Annotated in this window: 17 protein-coding genes; 9 read left to right on the top strand and 8 right to left on the bottom strand. The window is 57.5% G+C overall.

All coding sequences use genetic code 11. The features are described from left to right. Nucleotides 1-5: 5 nt before the first annotated feature. From fhuC to fhuB, 3 genes are read left to right on the top strand one after another with little or no spacing between them, the layout of a single operon-like run. A complete protein-coding gene (gene fhuC, locus HCH49_RS12500) occupies nucleotides 6-803 on the top strand; it encodes a Fe3+-hydroxamate ABC transporter ATP-binding protein FhuC (protein WP_033144663.1) in 798 nt (265 codons plus the stop codon). Next, the gene (gene fhuD / locus HCH49_RS12495; protein WP_033144664.1) at nucleotides 803-1,693 is read left to right on the top strand and encodes a Fe(3+)-hydroxamate ABC transporter substrate-binding protein FhuD; all 891 of its coding nucleotides are present in this window, start codon (nucleotides 803-805) and stop codon (nucleotides 1,691-1,693) included. Before fhuC ends, fhuD begins: the two co-directional genes overlap by 1 nt. Next, entirely contained in the window at nucleotides 1,690-3,672 is a 1,983-nt protein-coding gene (gene fhuB, locus HCH49_RS12490) for a Fe(3+)-hydroxamate ABC transporter permease FhuB (protein WP_167819002.1), read from the top strand. The genes fhuD and fhuB overlap by 4 nt, the downstream gene beginning before the upstream one ends. A gap of 96 nt (nucleotides 3,673-3,768) precedes the next feature. Here fhuB and hemL read toward each other — a convergent pair whose 3' ends face one another. Continuing rightward, the gene (hemL, locus tag HCH49_RS12485) at nucleotides 3,769-5,049 is read right to left on the bottom strand and encodes a glutamate-1-semialdehyde 2,1-aminomutase (protein ID WP_221702754.1); all 1,281 of its coding nucleotides are present in this window, start codon (nucleotides 5,047-5,049) and stop codon (nucleotides 3,769-3,771) included. A 177-nt stretch (nucleotides 5,050-5,226) separates the two neighbouring features. On the opposite strand from hemL, the gene clcA reads away from it, so the two are divergent. Next, nucleotides 5,227-6,627 (top strand): H(+)/Cl(-) exchange transporter ClcA, encoded by a 1,401-nt coding sequence (clcA, locus tag HCH49_RS12480; RefSeq protein WP_033144667.1) that lies wholly within the window; start codon nucleotides 5,227-5,229, stop codon nucleotides 6,625-6,627. Between the two features lie 79 nt (nucleotides 6,628-6,706). Further along, a complete protein-coding gene (gene erpA, locus HCH49_RS12475; protein WP_023310446.1) occupies nucleotides 6,707-7,054 on the top strand; it encodes an iron-sulfur cluster insertion protein ErpA in 348 nt (115 codons plus the stop codon). Between the two features lie 93 nt (nucleotides 7,055-7,147). Here erpA and HCH49_RS12470 read toward each other — a convergent pair whose 3' ends face one another. From HCH49_RS12470 to mtnN, 3 genes are read right to left on the bottom strand one after another with little or no spacing between them, the layout of a single operon-like run. Further along, a complete protein-coding gene (locus HCH49_RS12470; protein WP_023310447.1) occupies nucleotides 7,148-7,771 on the bottom strand; it encodes a TRIC cation channel family protein in 624 nt (207 codons plus the stop codon). Nucleotides 7,772-7,798: 27 nt separating this feature from the next. Next, a complete protein-coding gene (gene btuF / locus HCH49_RS12465) occupies nucleotides 7,799-8,599 on the bottom strand; it encodes a vitamin B12 ABC transporter substrate-binding protein BtuF (RefSeq protein ID WP_182383057.1) in 801 nt (266 codons plus the stop codon). Continuing rightward, entirely contained in the window at nucleotides 8,592-9,290 is a 699-nt protein-coding gene (gene mtnN / locus HCH49_RS12460; protein ID WP_014882620.1) for a 5'-methylthioadenosine/S-adenosylhomocysteine nucleosidase, read from the bottom strand. The genes btuF and mtnN overlap by 8 nt, the downstream gene beginning before the upstream one ends. 82 nt (nucleotides 9,291-9,372) lie before the next feature. Between mtnN and dgt the strand changes: the two genes are divergently transcribed. The 3 genes from dgt (at nucleotide 9,373) to cdaR (ending at nucleotide 13,759) form a co-directional block, all read left to right on the top strand. Beyond that, the gene (dgt, locus tag HCH49_RS12455) at nucleotides 9,373-10,887 is read left to right on the top strand and encodes a dGTPase (protein WP_033144669.1); all 1,515 of its coding nucleotides are present in this window, start codon (nucleotides 9,373-9,375) and stop codon (nucleotides 10,885-10,887) included. 131 nt (nucleotides 10,888-11,018) lie between these two features. Next, on the top strand, nucleotides 11,019-12,455 hold the full coding sequence (gene degP, locus HCH49_RS12450; protein ID WP_024907518.1) for a serine endoprotease DegP: 1,437 nt from the start codon (nucleotides 11,019-11,021) through the stop codon (nucleotides 12,453-12,455). 146 nt (nucleotides 12,456-12,601) lie between these two features. Next, nucleotides 12,602-13,759 (top strand): DNA-binding transcriptional regulator CdaR, encoded by a 1,158-nt coding sequence (gene cdaR, locus HCH49_RS12445; protein ID WP_023310452.1) that lies wholly within the window; start codon nucleotides 12,602-12,604, stop codon nucleotides 13,757-13,759. A gap of 94 nt (nucleotides 13,760-13,853) precedes the next feature. Here cdaR and HCH49_RS12440 read toward each other — a convergent pair whose 3' ends face one another. From HCH49_RS12440 to map, 4 genes are all read right to left on the bottom strand, one after another. Further along, on the bottom strand, nucleotides 13,854-14,240 hold the full coding sequence (locus HCH49_RS12440; RefSeq protein WP_014168696.1) for a DUF3461 family protein: 387 nt from the start codon (nucleotides 14,238-14,240) through the stop codon (nucleotides 13,854-13,856). Nucleotides 14,241-14,351: 111 nt separating this feature from the next. Next, nucleotides 14,352-15,176, bottom strand: a complete 825-nt coding sequence (dapD, locus tag HCH49_RS12435; protein ID WP_008501915.1) for a 2,3,4,5-tetrahydropyridine-2,6-dicarboxylate N-succinyltransferase — start codon at nucleotides 15,174-15,176, stop codon at nucleotides 14,352-14,354. A 32-nt stretch (nucleotides 15,177-15,208) separates the two neighbouring features. After that, complete coding sequence (gene glnD, locus HCH49_RS12430) at nucleotides 15,209-17,884, bottom strand: bifunctional uridylyltransferase/uridylyl-removing protein GlnD (RefSeq protein WP_039260604.1); 2,676 nt, start codon at nucleotides 17,882-17,884, stop codon at nucleotides 15,209-15,211. Nucleotides 17,885-17,947: 63 nt separating this feature from the next. Continuing rightward, nucleotides 17,948-18,742 carry a type I methionyl aminopeptidase gene (map, locus tag HCH49_RS12425; protein WP_033144670.1) on the bottom strand — a complete coding sequence of 265 codons (795 nt, stop codon included), beginning with the start codon at nucleotides 18,740-18,742 and terminating at the stop codon, nucleotides 17,948-17,950. Between the two features lie 321 nt (nucleotides 18,743-19,063). Between map and rpsB the strand changes: the two genes are divergently transcribed. Then, nucleotides 19,064-19,789, top strand: a complete 726-nt coding sequence (rpsB, locus tag HCH49_RS12420; RefSeq protein WP_003856207.1) for a 30S ribosomal protein S2 — start codon at nucleotides 19,064-19,066, stop codon at nucleotides 19,787-19,789. Nucleotides 19,790-19,801: the final 12 nt, after the last annotated feature.

Raw genomic sequence — 19,801 nt, 5'->3', positions numbered from 1 at the left:
CTGATATGCAGGATATTCAAACGCAACCCGACACCACCTTTACGCTCAATCATCTCTCCTTTCGCGTACCCGGGCGCACGCTGCTGCATCCGCTCTCTCTGACGTTCCCTGCCGGTAAAGTGACGGGCCTGATTGGTCACAACGGTTCCGGTAAATCCACGCTGCTCAAAATGCTGGGGCGCCATCAGCCGCCTTCAGAAGGCGATATTCTGCTGGATGACCAACCGCTGGAGAGCTGGAGCAGTAAAGCCTTTGCCCGCAAAGTGGCCTATCTGCCGCAGCAGCTGCCGCAGGCGGAAGGGATGACGGTGCGCGAGCTGGTGGCGATTGGGCGTTATCCGTGGCACGGTGCGCTTGGGCGCTTCGGCGTCGCCGACAGAGAGAAGGTGGAAGAGGCGATTGCGCTGGTCGGGCTAAAACCGCTGGCGCACCGTCTGGTGGATAGCCTGTCCGGCGGCGAACGTCAGCGCGCGTGGATCGCGATGCTGGTGGCGCAGGACAGCCGCTGTCTGCTGCTGGATGAACCGACCTCTGCGCTGGATATCGCCCATCAGGTCGACGTCCTGGCGCTGGTGCATCGCCTGAGCCAGCAGCGTGGCCTGACGGTCATCGCGGTTCTGCACGATATCAACATGGCCGCGCGCTATTGTGACTACCTCGTCGCGCTGCGCGGGGGCGAGATGATTGCCCAGGGGACACCGGCAGAGCTGATGCGCAGCGAAACGCTGGAACATATTTACGGTATTCCGATGGGTATTCTGCCTCACCCGGCCGGGGCTGCACCGGTGAGCTTTGTCTACTGATGCTGAATAACACACGCATTAGCCGCCGTCGCCTGCTGACGGCGATGGCGCTCTCGCCGCTGCTGTTAAAAATGAATACGGCGCGTGCCGCCGCCGTCGATCCGCACCGTATTGTGGCTCTGGAGTGGCTGCCGGTCGAACTGATGATGGCGCTCGGCGTCACGCCCTATGGCGTGGCGGACATTCCTAACTATAACCTCTGGGTGAACGAGCCAAAGCTGCCGGACTCGGTGATCGACGTCGGCCTGCGTACGGAGCCAAACCTCGAGCTGCTCACCCAGATGAAACCCTCGTTCCTGTTCTGGTCCGCGGGCTACGGCCCGTCAGAGGAGACCATGGCGCGCATTGCGCCGGGACGTGGATTTGCTTTCAGCGACGGTAAAAAACCGCTGGCCGTGGCGAAAAACTCGATTAACGAGATGGCGCATTTCCTCAACCGCGAAGCGGAGGCCAAAAAGCATCTCGACGAATTTGATGCCCTGATAGACTCCCTGAAGCCGCGCTTTGCTCACCGGGGCGATCGTCCGCTGCTCATGGTGACGCTGCTGGATGCCCGCCATATGCTGGTCTTCGGTAAAAACTGTCTGTTCCAGGAGGTGCTGGACAGCTTCGGCATTCGCAACGCCTGGGAAGGGGAGATGACCTTCTGGGGCAGTACCGCCGTGGGTATCGACCGCCTGGCGGCGTTTCGCGATGTGGACGTGCTCTGTTTCGACCACGGTAATGAACGCGACATGCAAACCCTGATGGCGACCCCGCTCTGGCAGGCGATGCCGTTTGTACGCGAGAAGCGCTTCCAGCGCGCCCCGGCAGTCTGGTTCTACGGCGCGACGCTGTCGGCCATGCATTTTGCCCGCGTGCTGGATAACGCCCTGGGAGGTAAAGCATGAGTACGCGTATCGCCCGCTTCCCGGCGCTGCTGTTATCCCTGCTTTTTCTGGTTGCGCTGGTATTAACCGGCTTCAATCTCTCCGCGGCCTTACCGCGCGCGCAGTGGGGGGCCGCTCTGGCCTCGCCGGGTATCGACAATATTCAGCAGATGCTGTTCCACTACAGCCTGCTGCCGCGTCTGGCGATCTCCCTTTTGGTCGGGGCCGGCTTAGGGCTGGTGGGCGTGCTGTTCCAGCAGGTTTTACGTAACCCGCTGGCAGAGCCAACCACGCTCGGCGTCGCGACCGGCGCGCAGCTTGGGATCACCATCACCACGCTGTGGGCGCTGCCGGGAGCGTTAACCTCGCAGTTTGCGGCACTCGCGGGGGCGTGCGTGGTGGGCGCGCTGGTCTTTGGCGTGGCCTGGGGCAAGCGCCTTTCTCCTGTGACGCTTATTCTGGCCGGGCTGGTGGTGAGCCTGTACTGCGGGGCGATTAACCAGCTGCTGGTGCTGTTCCATCACGATCGGCTGCAAAGCATGTTCCTGTGGAGTACCGGCACGCTCACCCAGACCGACTGGAGCGTTGTAGAGCACCTCTGGCCGCAGCTGGCTGGCGGCGTCGTGCTGACGCTGCTGCTCCTGCGCCCTCTGACGCTCATGGGGCTGGATGATGGCGTGGCGCGTAACCTGGGGCTGGCGCTGTCGCTGGCTCGTCTGGCGGCGCTGACGCTGGCGATTGTATTGAGTGCCCTGCTGGTCAACGCGGTCGGCATCATCGGATTTATCGGCCTGTTTGCGCCGCTGCTGGCGAAAATGCTCGGGGCGCGTCGCCTGCTGGCGCGTCTGATGCTGGCGCCGCTGATTGGGGCGCTGATCCTCTGGCTTTCCGATCAGCTTATTCTCTGGCTGGCGCAGGTCTGGAGGGAAGTGTCCACCGGCTCTGTGACCGCGCTTATCGGGGCGCCGCTGCTGCTGTGGCTGCTGCCGCGCCTGCGCAGCATGAGCGCACCGGCGATGGACGCGGGCGATAAAGTCTACGCTGAACGTCAGTCGGTGCTGTGGTTTAGCCTTGCCGGTCTGGCGGTGCTGATTATCGCCTCGTTCGCGGCGCTCTCATTCGGACGCGATGCCATGGGCTGGCACTGGGCAACGGGTGATTTACTCAATGAACTGGTGCAGTGGCGCTGGCCGCGTATCTTCTCCGCGCTGATCGCAGGGGTGATGCTGGCGGTGGCGGGGTGCATTATTCAGCGTCTGACCGGCAACCCGATGGCAAGCCCTGAAGTGCTCGGGATCAGCTCTGGCGCCGCCTTTGGCGTGGTGTTGATGCTGTTCTTTGTGCCGGGGAATGCGTTTGGCTGGCTGATGCCTGCCGGCAGTATCGGCGCGGCAATCACGCTGATGATTATCCTGATAGCCGCCGGCCGCGGCGGGTTTTCACCGCACCGCATGCTGCTGGCCGGGATGGCGCTCAGCACCGCATTTACCATGCTGCTGATGATGCTGCAGGCCAGCGGCGATCCGCGTATGGCGAAGATCCTGACCTGGATTTCCGGCTCGACGTACAACGCCACCGGCAGCCAGGTGGTCTGGTCCGGGATCGTGATGCTCGTGCTGCTGGCGATGGTGCCGCTGTGCCGCCGCTGGATGACCATTCTGCCGCTCGGCGGCGAAACCGCGCGCGCGGTGGGAATGGCGCTGACGCCAGCGCGCGTGGCCCTGCTGCTGCTGGCGGCGTGCCTGACGGCTGTGGCAACCCTGACGATTGGACCGCTGAGTTTTGTCGGATTAATGGCGCCGCACATTGCCAGAATGATGGGATTCCGCCGGACGATGCCGCATATCGTCATGTCGGCCCTGACGGGCGGGGTGATGCTGGTGTTTGCGGACTGGTGCGGAAGAATGGTGCTGTTCCCGTATCAGATCCCGGCGGGTCTGCTGTCGACCTTTATCGGTGCGCCGTACTTTATTTATCTGTTGAGAAAGCAGAGTCGGTAGTCAGGTGCGGCCTGTTGCCCTCACCCCGACCCTCTCCCACGGGGAGAGGGAGAACATCGTAGGCCGGGTAAGCTTTAGCGCCACCCGGCAATGCCCTTAGAGCTTCGCAAACACCTTGCGCGCCGCGTCGATGGTGTTGTTGATATCATCTTCGCTGTGCGCCACGGACATAAAGCCCGCTTCGAACGCGGACGGCGCCAGGTACACGCCTTCTTCCAGCATCAGGTGGAAGAAGCGCTTGAAGCGTTCAACGTCGCACTTCACCACGTCCTGATAGCAGGTCACGGTTTTCGCATCGGTGAAGAAAATCCCGAACATGCCGCCCACGTGGTTTACCACCAGCGGAATACCCGCTTCTTCTGCCGCTTCCAGCAGACCGTTTGCCAGCTGCGAGGTCAGGTCGGTCAGGGTTTCGTGAATACCCGGCTGAGCCACTTCGGTCAGGCAGGCAAAGCCCGCCGCCATGGCGATAGGGTTACCGGAAAGCGTGCCCGCCTGGTAAACCGGGCCGGTTGGCGCCAGGGCTTCCATCACGTCTTTGCGTCCACCGAATGCGCCGACCGGCATGCCGCCGCCGATGATTTTGCCGAGGCAGGTCAGGTCCGGCACGACGTCGTAGTAAGACTGGGCACCCGCCAGCGCCACGCGGAAGCCGGTCATGACTTCATCGATGATCAGCAGCGCGCCGAACTCGTCGCACAGGGTGCGCAGGCCCGGCAGGAAGTCAGGCTGCGGTGGGATACAGTTCATATTGCCGGCAACCGGCTCAACGATGATGCAGGCGATCTCCTGCGGATACTGCTCGAACGCCGCGCGAACGGTAGCAAGATCGTTGTAGGTGCAGGTCAGGGTGTGCTTCGCGAAATCTGCCGGTACGCCAGGCGAATTCGGCTGGCCGAGCGTCAGCGCGCCGGAACCGGCTTTCACCAGCAGGCAGTCCGCATGACCGTGGTAGCAGCCTTCGAACTTGATGATTTTATCGCGACCGGTAAAACCGCGCGCCAGGCGGATGGCGCTCATGGTCGCTTCGGTACCGGAGTTCACCATACGCACCATGTCCATGGTCGGCACCAGCTCGGTCACCAGTTCCGCCATTTTCACTTCCATTTCGGTTGGCGCACCGAAGCTCAGGCCGCGCTGGGCGGCTTCAATTACCGCGTTACGAATGGCCGGGTGGTTGTGCCCCAGCACCATCGGCCCCCAGGAACCCACATAATCGATATAGGCTTTGCCATCGACATCATACAGATACGCGCCGTCAGCACGTTCGATAAACAGCGGCGTACCGCCCACGCCGGTGAAGGCGCGCACAGGTGAGTTCACGCCACCCGGAATAAGCTCGCGGGCTGCACTGTAGAGGTTTTCAGACTTGCTCATGGCGTCGTTCCTGGTTCGAATAAAATGGTTAAGCCCACTATTCTATGTGATTCGGGGAAGGTTATGAAATTTTTAGCCGGGCAATGCTTTAAGATTTGTTAAGTAATTTTCAGGAGACGGTGGGGCCGTCTCTGGTAAAATCCTCGCGGCTTTTTGTGTGACAAATAAGAACAGGACATGAAATCAGATTCTCCGTCTTTTGAAGAACAACAGTTTACGCGCGTCCAGCACCGAATCAGCATTCGGCGGCTGCTCAATCGCGATAAAACGCCGCTGGCGATCCTGCTGGCCGCTGCCGTGGTGGGTACTCTCGCGGGCCTGGTTGGCGTGGCGTTTGAAAAAGCGGTTAATGCCGTACTCAACTGGCGAGTGGGCACCGTGGCCGGTTTCGCCGACAGCGAATGGCTGGTCTGGGTGTGGGCATTCGGGCTGTCCGCGCTGTTTGCCATGGTGGGGTATTTTCTGGTGCGAAAATTCGCGCCGGAAGCGGGGGGATCGGGCATCCCGGAAATTGAAGGAGCGCTGGAGGAGCTGCGTCCGGTGCGCTGGTGGCGGGTGATTCCGGTTAAGTTTATCGGCGGCATGGGGACTCTGGGCGCGGGAATGGTGCTTGGACGGGAAGGACCCACGGTACAGCTGGGGGGGAACGTGGGCCGCATGGTGGGCGATCTGTTTCGGATGCGAAGCGCCGAGGCGCGCCATACGCTGCTGGCAACCGGCGCGGCGGCGGGACTTTCCGCCGCGTTTAACGCGCCGCTGGCGGGCATTTTGTTCATTATTGAAGAGATGCGCGCGCAGTTCCGCTACAACCTGATCTCAATTAAAGCGGTATTCACCGGCGTCATTATGTCGAGCATCGTGTTTCGCATCTTTAATGGCGAGGGCGCGGTCATTGAGGTGGGTAAACTGACCAACGCGCCGGTCAATACCCTGTGGCTTTACCTGATCCTCGGCATGATTTTTGGCGTGGTGGGGCCGCTGTTTAACACCTTTATCCTGCGCGCTCAGGATATGTTCCAGCGCATTCACGGCGGGAACACCACGAAATGGGTGCTGATGGGCGGTTTGCTGGGCGGAATGTGTGGCGTACTCGGGTTTATCGAGCCGAATGCCGCAGGCGGCGGGTTCGGGCTGATTCCCATTGCGGCGGCGGGGAATTTCAGCGTGGGTCTGCTGCTGTTTATGTTTATCTCACGGGTTATCACGACGGTACTGTGCTTCTCTTCCGGCGCGCCCGGGGGGATTTTTGCCCCGATGCTGGCGCTGGGTACGCTGCTCGGGACCGCGTTTGGTATGGCGGCTGAAGTGGGCTTTCCCGCCTATCACCTTGAAGCCGGGACCTTTGCGGTGGCCGGAATGGGGGCGCTGCTGGCCGCGTCCCTGCGTGCGCCCTTGACCGGGATCGTGCTGGTGCTGGAAATGACGGACAATTACCAGCTCATTTTGCCAATGATCATCACCTGTCTCGGCGCGACACTATTAGCCCAGTTCCTGGGTGGAAAACCGCTATACTCCACCATCCTCGCGCGTACCCTGGCGAAACAAGAGGCTGAGCGGGCCGCCACGCAGAATACTTGAATGAATTACCAGGGTATTAGATAATGAGACAAAGAATTGGGTGAATTTTACCCAATAGCAGTATTCATGGGAGCATAAGATGAGTGATGACGTAGTAGCTGTACCGCTCGAATTTACCGAAGCAGCAGCCAACAAAGTGAAAGTCCTGATTGCCGACGAAGACAATCCGGATCTGAAACTGCGCGTTTATATTACCGGTGGCGGCTGCAGCGGCTTCCAGTATGGTTTTACCTTTGACGATCAGGTTAACGATGGCGATATGACGATCGAGAAACAGGGCGTCGCGCTGGTGGTTGACCCGATGAGCCTGCAATATCTGGTGGGTGGTTCGGTGGATTACACCGAGGGTCTGGAAGGTTCGCGCTTTGTGGTCACGAACCCGAATGCGACAAGCACCTGCGGATGTGGATCTTCGTTCAGCATCTAAGAGAGTGCGGGCTGATGCCGTTACTCCGTCCCTCTCTCACAGGGAGAGGGAGAAAAGACTAAAAACGGTAACCTTGCGGTTACCGTTTTGCTTTTACCTGCCATTATCATCCAGCGCAAACGTCGGCAGCTTCAGGTGCCAGCGTATCGCCGCTAAGCGTATCACCAGCGTCACGACCATCCCCAGCATCGCGGCATTTTCCAGCGGGAGGGCGAAGGTATAGTACGCGGTAGCGTGAACAATCCCGCCCACAATGCAGGCCGTTGCGTAAATTTCAGTACGCAGGATCATCGGCACTTCACGCGCCAGAATGTCGCGTATGATCCCACCGCCCACGCCGGTTAATACGCCCATGCAGATTGCCACCATCGGACCGGTACCGGCATTAAACGCCTTGTTGACGCCAATACCGACAAACACGGCCAGACCCACGGCATCCAGTACCGGCAATATCCACTTGGGTAAGCGGCGGGGCTGGCGAACCAGCACAATGGTTAACAGGCAGGTGACCATCGCGACCACCAGATCGGTAGGATCTTTCACCCAAAACACCGGGCCATTTGCCAGCGCCATATCGCGGATAGTCCCGCCGCCGACGGCGGTCACGACGCCCAGCACCAGCACGCCAAACGGATCCATGCGTAGTTTTCCGGCGAGCAGAACGCCGGAGATAGCAAAAACGGCTGTGCCAAGAATATCCAGCCAATAAACGAGCATCGTTAAATCCTCGAAAAGGGTCTTATGTTAGTGACTCTCTGCCAGCGCGGCACAGAGCTGTTTTGCGGCGAGGATAATACGCGGGCTGGCGCGTTCAAACCAGTCGCTGTTGAGCGGGATCACCGGAATTTTTAGCTGCTTTTGCCAGAATTGTTCAATTTTAGGAATCTCGCTCGCATTTCCGACCACGACGATGGCCTGCGGCTGGCGCGCCAGCACCTGTTCGCGGCTCACCTGAGGCCACGGTACCCGGCTGGCAGCAAAGATGTTTTCACCGCCGCAGACTTCCAGCACCTGGTTCTGAATCGACCCTTTTCCGGTGGTGAACAGCGGCTGGCTGCCAAACTGCAGGAAGATGCGCTTTTTAACAGGGGTATCGTATTGGGATTTCAGCGCGGCATAGTCGCTCAGCATCTGTTTCGCCGCAGCCTCGGCTTTTTTGGGCGTAGGGCTGTAGGGTGCCAGGGCGCGTAGCGCCTGAGCGACCTGCTCAATGCTGACGGCATCAATCCACATGACCTTTATGCCAAGCGAGGTGAGCTGGTTGACCTGCCGCTCGGCGTTGCCGCCGCGCCAGGCCAGCACGAGATCCGGTTTAAGCGCCACGATGCGCTCAAGGTTCATCCCCTGCCAGGTTGCCACCTGTTCAATACCCGCGGCTTGCGGTGGGTAATCCGAAAAGCTACTCACGCCAACGGGCGTGATCCCGGCGGCAAACGCCAGTTCCGTATTTGCGGGAGAGAGAGTAATCACGCGCGGTAACGCATAGAGCCACAGCGGTGCGAGAAGAAGCAGGGCGGCCAGCGCCCTGACGGTATGTTTAGCCACGTGCCAGATTCTGCACCAGGCGCTCCACCATCACGGTGGACTGTTTTGCCGCAACGGTCAGGAACTCGTCGAAGCTGATGTGGGACTGCTGGTCTGCCACGTCAGAGATGGCGCGAACCACCACGAACGGTACGCTGAAGTTATGGCAAACGTGAGCGATCGCGGTCGCTTCCATCTCAACGGCAACCGCCTGAGGGAAGTTATGACGGATTTTCGCCAGCCCAACGGAGCCGTTGATGAAGGCATCACCGCTGACAATCAGACCGCGTACCGCGTTGAGGTTGAGTTCTGCGATGCAGGTCTCTGCCGCAGCAATCAGTTTGTCGTCAGCTTTAAAACCAGCAGGGCAGCCCGGGAGTTGGCCGTACTCGTAACCGAACGCGGTGACGTCGGCATCGTGGTAACGCGCTTCGTCGGAAACAACGATATCGCCCACTTTCAGCGTTGGCGCCAGGCCACCCGCAGAGCCGGTATTCACGATCACGTCCGGCTTGCAGCGCTCAAGCAGCAGGGTTGCACCCAGCGCAGCAGCCACTTTACCGATGCCTGATTTCAGCAGAGCCACGTCAACACCGTTCAGCTGGCCGGTATAGATCTCACAACCTCCCAGAGAGAGGGTCTGACGGTTCTCAATTTTGTCACGCAGCAGCGTAACTTCTTCTTCCATTGCACCAATAATGCCGATTTTCATAGATTTACTCGCGATGTGCCTTGTTAAGATGCATAGTCTATCATGCGGTTAAGGGGAAACGCATTCTCACGCGGGGGAGCACATGTCACCAATCGATTTTCGCACCAAAATAAACTGGCACCGACGTTTCCGTTCGCCGCAGGGCGACAAGAGCGAACATGAGATCCTGCGTATATTCGAGAGCGATCGCGGGCGGATCGTTAACTCGCCTGCCATCCGCCGTCTGCAGCAAAAAACTCAGGTGTTCCCGCTGGAGCGTAACGCCGCGGTGCGCACGCGCTTAACCCACTCGATGGAAGTGCAGCAGGTCGGGCGCTACATTGCCAAAGAGATTTTGAGCCGTCTCAAAGAGCAGCGTTTACTGGAAACCTATGGTCTGGACGAGCTGACGGGGCCCTTCGAGAGCATCGTTGAGATGGCCTGCCTGATGCATGACATCGGCAACCCGCCTTTCGGCCACTTTGGTGAGGCGGCTATCAATGACTGGTTTAAGCAGCGGCTTTATCCTTCGGATGCGGTAAGCCAGCCCCTCAGCGATGACCGCTGCATCGTACGCGATTTACGCCTGCGTGAAGGTGAAGAGGGGCTGAACGATCTGCGCCGCAAAGTGCGCCAGGATTTGTGTCACTTCGAGGGCAACGCGCAGGGGATCCGGCTGGTTCATTCCCTGATGCGCATGAACCTGACCTGGGCACAGGTCGGCTGCATTCTGAAATATACGCGTCCCGCGTGGTGGATGGGGGATACGCCCGCGTCCCACAGCTATTTAATGAAAAAACCGGGCTATTACCTTTCCGAAGAGGCCTATATTGAACGGTTACGTAAAGAACTTTCATTGACGCCAAACGGCCGCTTTCCATTGACGTGGATTATGGAAGCCGCCGATGATATTTCCTATTGCGTGGCCGATCTGGAAGATGCCGTGGAGAAAAGAATCTTCAGCGTCGAGGAGCTTTATCAACATCTTTATGCGTCCTGGGGTACCCATGAAAAAGGTTCGCTGTTTGCGCAGGTGGTCGAAAATGCCTGGGAAAAATCGCGCTCAAATACATTAAGCCGCAGTACGGAAGACCAGTTCTTTATGTATTTGCGGGTCAATACATTAAATAAGCTGGTGCCGTATGCGGCGTCGCGTTTTATTGATAATTTGCCGCTCATTTTCAGCGGGGAATTCAACCACGCGCTGCTGGAAGATGACAGTAGTTTCAGTCAACTCCTTGAGCTTTATAAACATGTGGCGATGCGGCATGTATTCAGCCATCCGGATGTCGAGCAGCTAGAGCTGCAGGGCTATCGGGTAATCAGTGGGTTACTGGAAATTTATTCCCCGTTGCTTCAGCTGTCGGTCGATGAATTCAGCGAACTGGTGGAACACGAGCGCGTGCGCAGAATACCCATCGAATCGCGGCTTTATCAGAAACTTTCTACCCGGCATCGTCTGGCGTATGTCGAAGCGATTGGTAAGCTGGAACGCAACTCTCCCCAATGGCCGGTGATGGAATATTATTATCGCTGCCGTCTTATCCAGGACTATATCAGCGGCATGACGGATTTGTATGCCTGGGATGAATACCGCAAGCTCATGGCGGTGGAATAATTCCGGAGTTTTGTAAAGACGGCCAATAAATTTTTACCTTTTCCATAAACTTATCGCCGGAACTAAGCGGTATAAAATGAATCTGAGTTACACAGCAATTTTGCGTTACCTGTAAATCGAGATTGAGAAACATGAAAAAAACCACATTAGCAATGAGTGCACTGGCTCTGAGTTTAGGTTTAGCGCTGTCTCCTCTGACTGCTACTGCAGCCGAGACCGCGTCGTCGGCAGCAACCGCGCAGCAGATGCCAAGCCTGGCACCGATGCTCGAAAAAGTGATGCCATCGGTGGTGAGTATTAACGTTGAGGGCAGCACGACCGTCAATACGCCGCGTATGCCGCGTAACTTCCAGCAGTTCTTCGGCGACAACTCACCGTTCTGCCAGGACGGTTCGCCATTCCAGAGCTCTCCGTTCTGTCAGGGCGGCGGTGCCGGGGATGACAGCCAGGGCGGCGGCCAGCAGCAGAAATTCATGGCGCTTGGCTCGGGGGTAATTATTGATGCGGCGAAAGGCTACGTCGTCACTAACAACCACGTTGTCGATAACGCGAACAGCATTAAGGTTCAGCTGAGCGATGGCCGCAAGTTCGATGCCAAAGTGGTGGGTAAAGACCCGCGTTCCGACATCGCGCTGATCCAGATTCAGGATCCGAAAAACCTGACGGCGATTAAAATTGCCGACTCCGATGCGCTGCGCGTGGGCGACTATACCGTGGCGATCGGTAACCCGTTCGGTCTGGGTGAAACCGTGACCTCGGGTATCGTTTCTGCGCTGGGCCGTAGCGGTCTGAACGCGGAAAACTACGAAAACTTCATCCAGACGGATGCGGCGATCAACCGCGGTAACTCCGGCGGTGCGCTGGTGAACCTGAACGGTGAGCTGATCGGTATCAACACCGCTATCCTGGCACCGGACGGCGGCAACATCGGCATCGGTTTTGCTATCCCGAGTAACATGGTGAAAAACCTGACCGCGCAGATGGTGCAGTATGGCCAGGTGAAACGCGGCGAGCTGGGTATCCTCGGTACGGAGCTGAACTCCGAACTGGCTAAGGCGATGAAAGTTGACGCTCAGCGCGGGGCATTCGTCAGCCAGGTGATGCCAAATTCCTCTGCGGCGAAAGCGGGCATTAAAGCGGGGGATGTGATCACCTCCCTGAACGGTAAACCGATCAGCAGCTTTGCCGCCCTGCGTGCCGAAGTGGGCTCGATGCCGATTGGCAGTAAAGTGACCCTCGGCCTGCTGCGCGACGGTAAGCCGGTTAACGTGAGTCTGGAGCTGCAGCAGAGCAGCCAGAATCAGGTGGATTCCAGCACCATCTTCAGCGGTATTGAAGGTGCCGAGATGAGCAATAAAGGCGCAGACAAAGGCGTGGTGGTGAACAACGTGAAAGCGAATTCACCGGCAGCCCGTATCGGCCTGAAAAAAGGCGATGTGATCATGGGTGCTAACCAGCAGCCTGTGAAAAACATCGCTGAACTGCGCAAAATTCTCGACAGCAAGCCTTCCGTGCTGGCGCTGAATATCCAGCGTGGTGATACCTCTCTTTATCTGCTGATGCAGTAATCCTCTGAAGCCCCTGTTCGCAGGGGCTTTCTCGTTTTTGTGATTCTTGCCACAACTCCATACTTCTCCCTCTCTCTTTGTGCATTCGCACAATGCAGCCGTCGCTGAACTTCCCTATGCTTGAGCTCTGCTCACGGGAGGGTTACATGGCTGGCTGGCATCTTGATACCAAAATGGCGCAGGATATCGTGGCGCGCACCATGCGCATTATTGATACCAATATCAACGTAATGGATGCCCGCGGGCGCATTATTGGCAGCGGCGATCGCGAGCGTATTGGGGAATTGCACGAAGGTGCGCTGCTGGTGCTTTCTCAGGGGCGGGTCGTGGATATCGACGATGCGGTAGCGAAACACCTGCACGGCGTACGTCAGGGCATCAATTTACCGCTGCGTCTTGAAGGCGAAATTGTGGGGGTAATCGGCCTCACCGGCGAGCCCGAGTCACTGCGAAAATACGGTGAGCTGGTCTGTATGACGGCAGAGATGATGCTGGAGCAGTCGCGCCTGATGCACCTGCTCGCTCAGGACAGCCGCCTGCGTGAAGAGCTGGTAATGAACCTTATTCAGGCGGAAGAGCATACGCCTGCGCTCAGCGAATGGGCGCAGCGTCTGGGGATCGATTTAAACCAGCCGCGCGTGGTGGCGGTCATTGAGGTCGATAGCGGCCAGCTTGGCGTGGACAGCGCGATGGCCGAGCTGCAGCAGCTGCAAAATGCGCTGGCGACGCCGGAGCGCGATAACCTGGTGGCGATCGTTTCTCTGACGGAAATGGTGGTCCTCAAACCGGCGCTCAATGCGTTCGGCCGCTGGGATGCCGACGATCATCGTCGTCGCGTGGAGCAGCTGATCTCCCGGATGGAGGAGAACGGCCAGCTGCGTTTTCGCGTTGCGCTGGGCAACTACTTTACCGGGCCGGGCAGTATCGCCCGCTCCTGGCGTACCGCGCGCACCACCATGATGGTGGGCAAGCAGCGGATGCCGGAGAGCCGCAGCTATTTCTATCAGGATCTAATGCTGCCGGTGCTGCTCGACAGCCTGCGTGGGGGCTGGCAGGCCAATGAGCTGGCGCGGCCATTAGCGCGTCTGAAAGCCATGGACAACAACGGCCTGCTGCGCCGGACGCTGCAGGCGTGGTTCCGCCATAACGTCCAGCCGCTGGCGACCTCAAAGGCGCTGTTTATTCACCGCAATACGCTTGAGTATCGGTTAAACCGGATTTCAGAGCTGACGGGGCTGGATCTGGGAAACTTTGACGACAGGCTGCTGCTGTATGTGGCGCTGCAGCTGGACGAACAGAGATGATGCTGTATGCGGTCTGGTACCCTCACCCCATCCCTCTCCCACGGGGAGAGGGCGCAAACACTAAAAACGGCAATCAAGGATTGCCGTTTTGCTTTTATTTCCGCGTTAATTTCTCAAGATCCGCTTCAATCTCGCTGATCTTATTCGTCACAACGCTTTCAAGGTGACGCAGATCGTCAAGGATCTTACGCTTGAGATCGACTTCGGTGCGGTCGCGCTGGCAGATCTGATCGAGTTCATCAATCACATAGCGCAGGTTAGGGCTGATTTCCTGTACTTCTTTGTAGCCCTGTCCTACACCGTCAGCCACAACGGTCTTACGCTGGCGTGGATATTTAAACTTCACGCTTTTGGCGAAAAACTCTCCTTTGTCCTTGTGAAAATAGATTTTCAGAATATCGTTATTGGCTTCCTGACGGAGACTGTAACGATCAATTTCATCAGGATTGGTAATGCCCAGACTTTTCAGATTATCGTACATAGCGGTACCCTTGATCTCAACATAACCTTTGAATAATTAACGAAAAAATCTATTTTCGCCACCCTCAGATATAAAAAAAGCGGGGTTGCCCCCGCTTTTTGTTATACCCGATTAATCGATGGTGCGCAGCAATTCGTTGATGCCCACTTTACCGCGCGTTTTCGCATCCACTTTCTTCACGATAACCGCACAGTACAGGCTATATTTGCCATCTTTTGACGGCAGGTTGCCGGAAACCACCACGGAGCCCGCCGGAACGCGACCGTAGTGAACTTCACCGGTTTCACGGTCGTAAATACGGGTGCTCTGACCGATGTAAACGCCCATCGAGATCACGGAGCCTTCTTCAACGATCACGCCTTCAACCACTTCAGAGCGCGCGCCGATGAAGCAGTTGTCTTCGATGATGGTCGGGTTAGCCTGCAGTGGCTCCAGAACACCACCGATGCCCACGCCGCCGGACAGGTGAACGTTTTTACCGATCTGCGCGCAGGAACCGACGGTCGCCCATGTGTCAACCATGGTGCCTTCGTCAACGTAGGCACCGATGTTCACGTAGGATGGCATCAGCACGGTGTTGCGTGCGATGAATGCGCCCTGACGCACTGCCGCAGGCGGTACCACACGGAAGCCTTCCTTCTGGAAACGCGCTTCGTCGTAGTCAGCGAATTTCATTGGCACTTTATCGAAGTAGCGGCTTTCTGCTCCGTCGATAACCTGGTTATCGTTGATACGGAAAGAGAGCAGCACGGCTTTCTTCAGCCATTGATGAGTGACCCACTGACCGTCGATTTTTTCTGCCACGCGCAGCGCGCCGGAATCCAGAAGGGAAATCACCTGGTTTACCGCTTCACGGGTCACGGTATCCACATTTGCCGGGGTAATCTCGGCGCGACGCTCAAAAGCGGACTCAATAACGTTCTGTAACTGCTGCATTGTTTACTCTTTCCATTTCACTAAAAAACATATCACCCTTTATCGTTTGGATTGAGGGCTGCTGTCAACCGTTGTTGCACTTCAAGCTGCAGGTCATTATTAAGGGCACGCCGGTCCGCTGTCGCGATTATAAATAAATCTTCTACTCGCTCGCCAATCGTTGTAATTCGGGCCCCATGGAGCGAAATTCCCAGATCGGCAAAAACCTGGCCGACGCGGGCAAGCAGCCCTGGCTGGTCGAGCGCGATCAGCTCCAGGAACGATTTACGGTCGGTGTGGGTCGGCAGGAAATTGACCTCGGTATCGACGGTAAAGTGGCGCAATTTCGCCGGCTGGCGACGCGGCTGCGGGGGCTGCCAGCTGCGCTGGGTAATCGCCTGTTCCAGACCAAAACGTATCCCTTCATGCCTGTCCGACGAGAGCGGGCTGCCGTCCGGCTCAAGCACGATAAAGGTGTCCATCGCCATGCCGTCGCGGGTGGTGAAAATCTGCGCGTCGTGAACGCTCAGGTTACGCCTGTCCAGTTCGGCGCAGACCGCAGCAAACAGATAAGGTCGGTCCGGGCTCCAGATGAAAATCTCCGTCCCGCCGCGGGTAGCCTGCGGGCTCAGCAGGATCATCGGCTGGGACAGATCGTGCTTCAGCAGATGCCGCGCGTGCCACGCAAGCTGGTTTGGGCTATGGCGGACAAAATAGTTGGCACGGCAGCGGGCCCAAATCTGATGCAGTGCCTCTTCATCAATGTTATCCATCCGCAGCAGCGCGAGCGCCTGCAGCTGGTGATGGCGCACGCGCTCGCGCATGTCCGGGGTGTTTTGCATCCCGCGACGCAGCTGTTTTTCGGTGGCGAAGTACAGCTCGCGCAGCAGGCTCTGCTTCCAGCTGTTCCACAGGGTCTCGTTGGTGGCGCAGATATCGGCCACCGTCAGGCAGACCAGATAGCGCAGACGATTTTCCGTCTGAACCTCTTCCGCGAACTGCTTGATCACTTCCGGATCCTGAATGTCACGACGCTGCGCGGTGACCGACATCAGCAGGTGATGGCGCACCAGCCAGGCCACCAGCTGCGTTTCACGCGAGTTCAGGCCGTGCAGTTCGGCAAATTTCAGCACGTCCTGCGCGCCCAGCACCGAATGGTCACCGCCGCGACCTTTGGCGATATCGTGGAACAGGGCGGCAATCAGGATCAGTTCCGGATGGGTCAGGCGCGGCCACAGTTCGACGCAGAGCGGGTGGCGGGAGCGCGTCTCTTCTCTCGCAAAGCTTTCCAGCTTGAGCATCACGCGGATCGTGTGTTCATCCACCGTGTAGGCGTGGAACAGATCGAACTGCATTTGCCCGACAATGTGCGACCACTGCGGCATATAGGCCCACAGCACGCTGTGGCGGTGCATCGGCAGCAGGCCGCGGCTGACGGCGCCCGGGTGGCGGAGCATGCTCAGGAACAGCGAACGCGCTTCCGGGATATAGCACAGCGGCTGCGTCAGATGACGGCGCGCATGGCGCAGATGGCGCAGAGTGGTGGAGTAGATCCCGGTGATGGTGCTGTTGCGCACCATGGTATAGAACATCCGCAGAATCGCTTCCGGCTCGCGGATGAAGAGCGTTTCGTCGCGCAGATCGATAAGCGTGCCGCGCAGCTGGAATTCGTCATCAATCGGGCGCGGTTTTTCGTCCGCCGTCAGAGCCAGAATGGCCTCGTCGAACAGCTGCAACAGCATCTGGTTCAGCTCGGTCACCCGGCGGGTGACGCGGAAGAAATCCTTCATCATGTGCTCAACCGGCTCGTTGCCTTCGCCCTGATAATTCAGGCGCTGAGCCACGCTGAGCTGACGGTCAAACAGCAGGCGGTTATCGTAGCGGGTGACTTCCAGATGCAGGGCAAAACGGATGCGCCACAGCAGGTGCAGGCACTCGTTCAGCTCGTTACGCTCGGCCTCGGTTAAAAAGCCGAAGCCGACCATCTCGTCCATCGAGGTGGCACCAAAATGGCGGCGGGCGACCCACTGCAGGGTGTGGATGTCGCGCAGGCCGCCGGGGCTGCTTTTAATATCGGGTTCAAGATTATAGCTGGTGCCGTGGTAGCGCTGGTGGCGCTGGTTTTGCTCCTCGACCTTCGCGGCGAAGAACTTTTCTGACGGCCAGAAGCCGTCGCTGAAGATGTGTTTTTGCAGCTCCAGGAACAGGGCGACGTCACCAATCAGCAGGCGGGTTTCAATCAGGTTGGTGGCGACGGTCAGGTCCGATAACCCTTCCAGCAGACACTCTTCCAGGGTACGCACGCTGTGGCCGACTTCCAGCTTTACGTCCCAGAGCAGCGTCAGCAGTTCGCCAATTTTTTGCGCCTGTTCGTCCGGCAGCTTTTTGCGGCTTAAGATCAGCAGATCGATATCGGAAAGCGGATGCAGCTCACCGCGGCCATAGCCCCCGACGGCAACCAGCGCAACATCACTGATTTGCCCAAACCCGTAATCGATCCACAGGCGCTGCAGCAGCTGGTCGATAAATTCGGTGCGCGCTTCAATGAGCTGCTCGGCCGACACGCCTGCGTCAAACGCGCTGCCCAGCCAGCGATGGAAAACATCCATATGGGCTTTAATATGCGCGCAGGTCAGCTCGTGCGACGGCCAGACGCCCGGGTTATCGGGCTGGTCGGGGAGGGTGGGAAGTGCTGTGTTAGCATACTGTTCGGGTAAAAGATTACTCATCGTGCGCCACCCATAAGAAAAAGCTATAGCCATTAAAAAAGCCGGCATTTGCCGGCTTTTTTATCATTCATCGTGCGTCAGTATCGCCGGGATGGTGTCATCCTTGCGCAACGTCATAATTTCGCAGCCGTTGTCTGTTACCACAATAGTATGCTCGTACTGCGCAGACAAGCTTCTGTCTTTGGTTTTCACCGTCCAGCCGTCTTTCATGGTGCGGATGCGGTAATCACCCGCGTTGACCATCGGCTCAATGGTAAAGGTCATGCCTTTTTGCAGCACCACGCCGCCGTCATCTGCATCATAGTGCAGGACCTGCGGTTCTTCATGGAAGACGCGACCAATGCCGTGTCCGCAGTACTCGCGCACCACGGAGAAACCTTCCGCTTCCACAAACTTCTGGATTGCCGCACCGAGGGTACGCAGGCGAATACCCGGTTTAACCATTTTCAGCGCCAGGTAGAGGCTCTCTTGCGTCACTTTGCACAGACGCTCGCCGAGAATCGTCGGCTTGCCAACGATGAACATTTTTGAGGTGTCACCGTGGTACTCGTCTTTAATGACGGTTACGTCGATGTTGACGATGTCGCCATCTTTCAGCAGTTTTTCATCGTCCGGGATGCCGTGACACACCACTTCATTAATGGAGATGCAGACGGATTTCGGGAAACCGTGGTAGCCGAGGCAGGCGGAAACCGCGTGCTGCTCGTTCACGATATAGTCGTTACAGATACGGTCCAGTTCACCGGTGCTGACGCCCGGCTTCACGAACGGCTCGATCATTTCCAGCACTTCCGCGGCCAGACGACCGGCGATGCGCATCTTTTCAATTTCTTCAGGTGTCTTAATAGAGATAGCCATGTAATCTGTCCATCGGTGTCGATTTTTTCGACAATACTAGTCTAAGTGTCGTCAATGGTATCAGTCAGGCACGCTCCGTGCCAAATTGAGAATCATTAACAGCACACTCCGCCAACAACTGTTGGTTTCTGGTCGTGTTTTGTGGTATAAAGCGCGCCGGACTTCCGATCCATCTCAGATACACAGGCTGGACGGAAGCGACAAATCTCACTTTGTGTAACAACACACACGTATCGGCACATATTCCGGGGTGCCCTTCGGGGTCGGTAATATGGGATACGTGGAGGCATAACCCCAACTTTCAATATAGAGGTTTTAAACATGGCAACTGTTTCCATGCGCGACATGCTCAAGGCTGGTGTTCACTTTGGTCACCAGACCCGTTACTGGAACCCGAAAATGAAGCCTTTCATCTTCGGCGCGCGTAACAAAGTTCACATCATCAACCTTGAGAAAACTGTACCAATGTTCAACGAAGCCCTGGCTGAGCTGAACAAGATCTCTTCCCGTAAAGGTAAGATTCTGTTCGTTGGTACTAAGCGCGCTGCAAGCGAAGCTGTGAAAGATGCTGCTAACAGCTGCGACCAGTTCTTCGTGAACCATCGCTGGTTGGGCGGCATGCTGACCAACTGGAAAACTGTTCGTCAGTCCATCAAACGCCTGAAAGATCTGGAAACCCAGTCTCAGGACGGTACTTTCGACAAGCTGACTAAGAAAGAAGCGCTGATGCGCACTCGTGAACTGGACAAGCTGGAAAACAGCCTGGGCGGTATCAAAGATATGGGCGGCCTGCCAGACGCGCTGTTCGTAATCGATGCAGACCACGAGCACATCGCAATCAAAGAAGCTAACAACCTGGGTATCCCGGTATTCGCTATCGTTGATACCAACTCCGATCCGGACGGTGTTGACTTCGTTATCCCGGGTAACGACGACGCAATCCGTGCTGTTAGCCTGTACCTGAGCGCTGTAGCTGCTACCGTTCGTGAAGGCCGTTCCCAGGATCTGGCTTCTCAGGCGGAAGAAAGCTTCGTAGAAGCTGAATAATAAGGTTTTACC

Source organism: Enterobacter sp. Y17, assembly GCF_019730495.1.
GTDB lineage: Bacteria > Pseudomonadota > Gammaproteobacteria > Enterobacterales > Enterobacteriaceae > Enterobacter > Enterobacter asburiae_B.
This window is presented reverse-complemented; position numbering and strand designations above follow the sequence as displayed.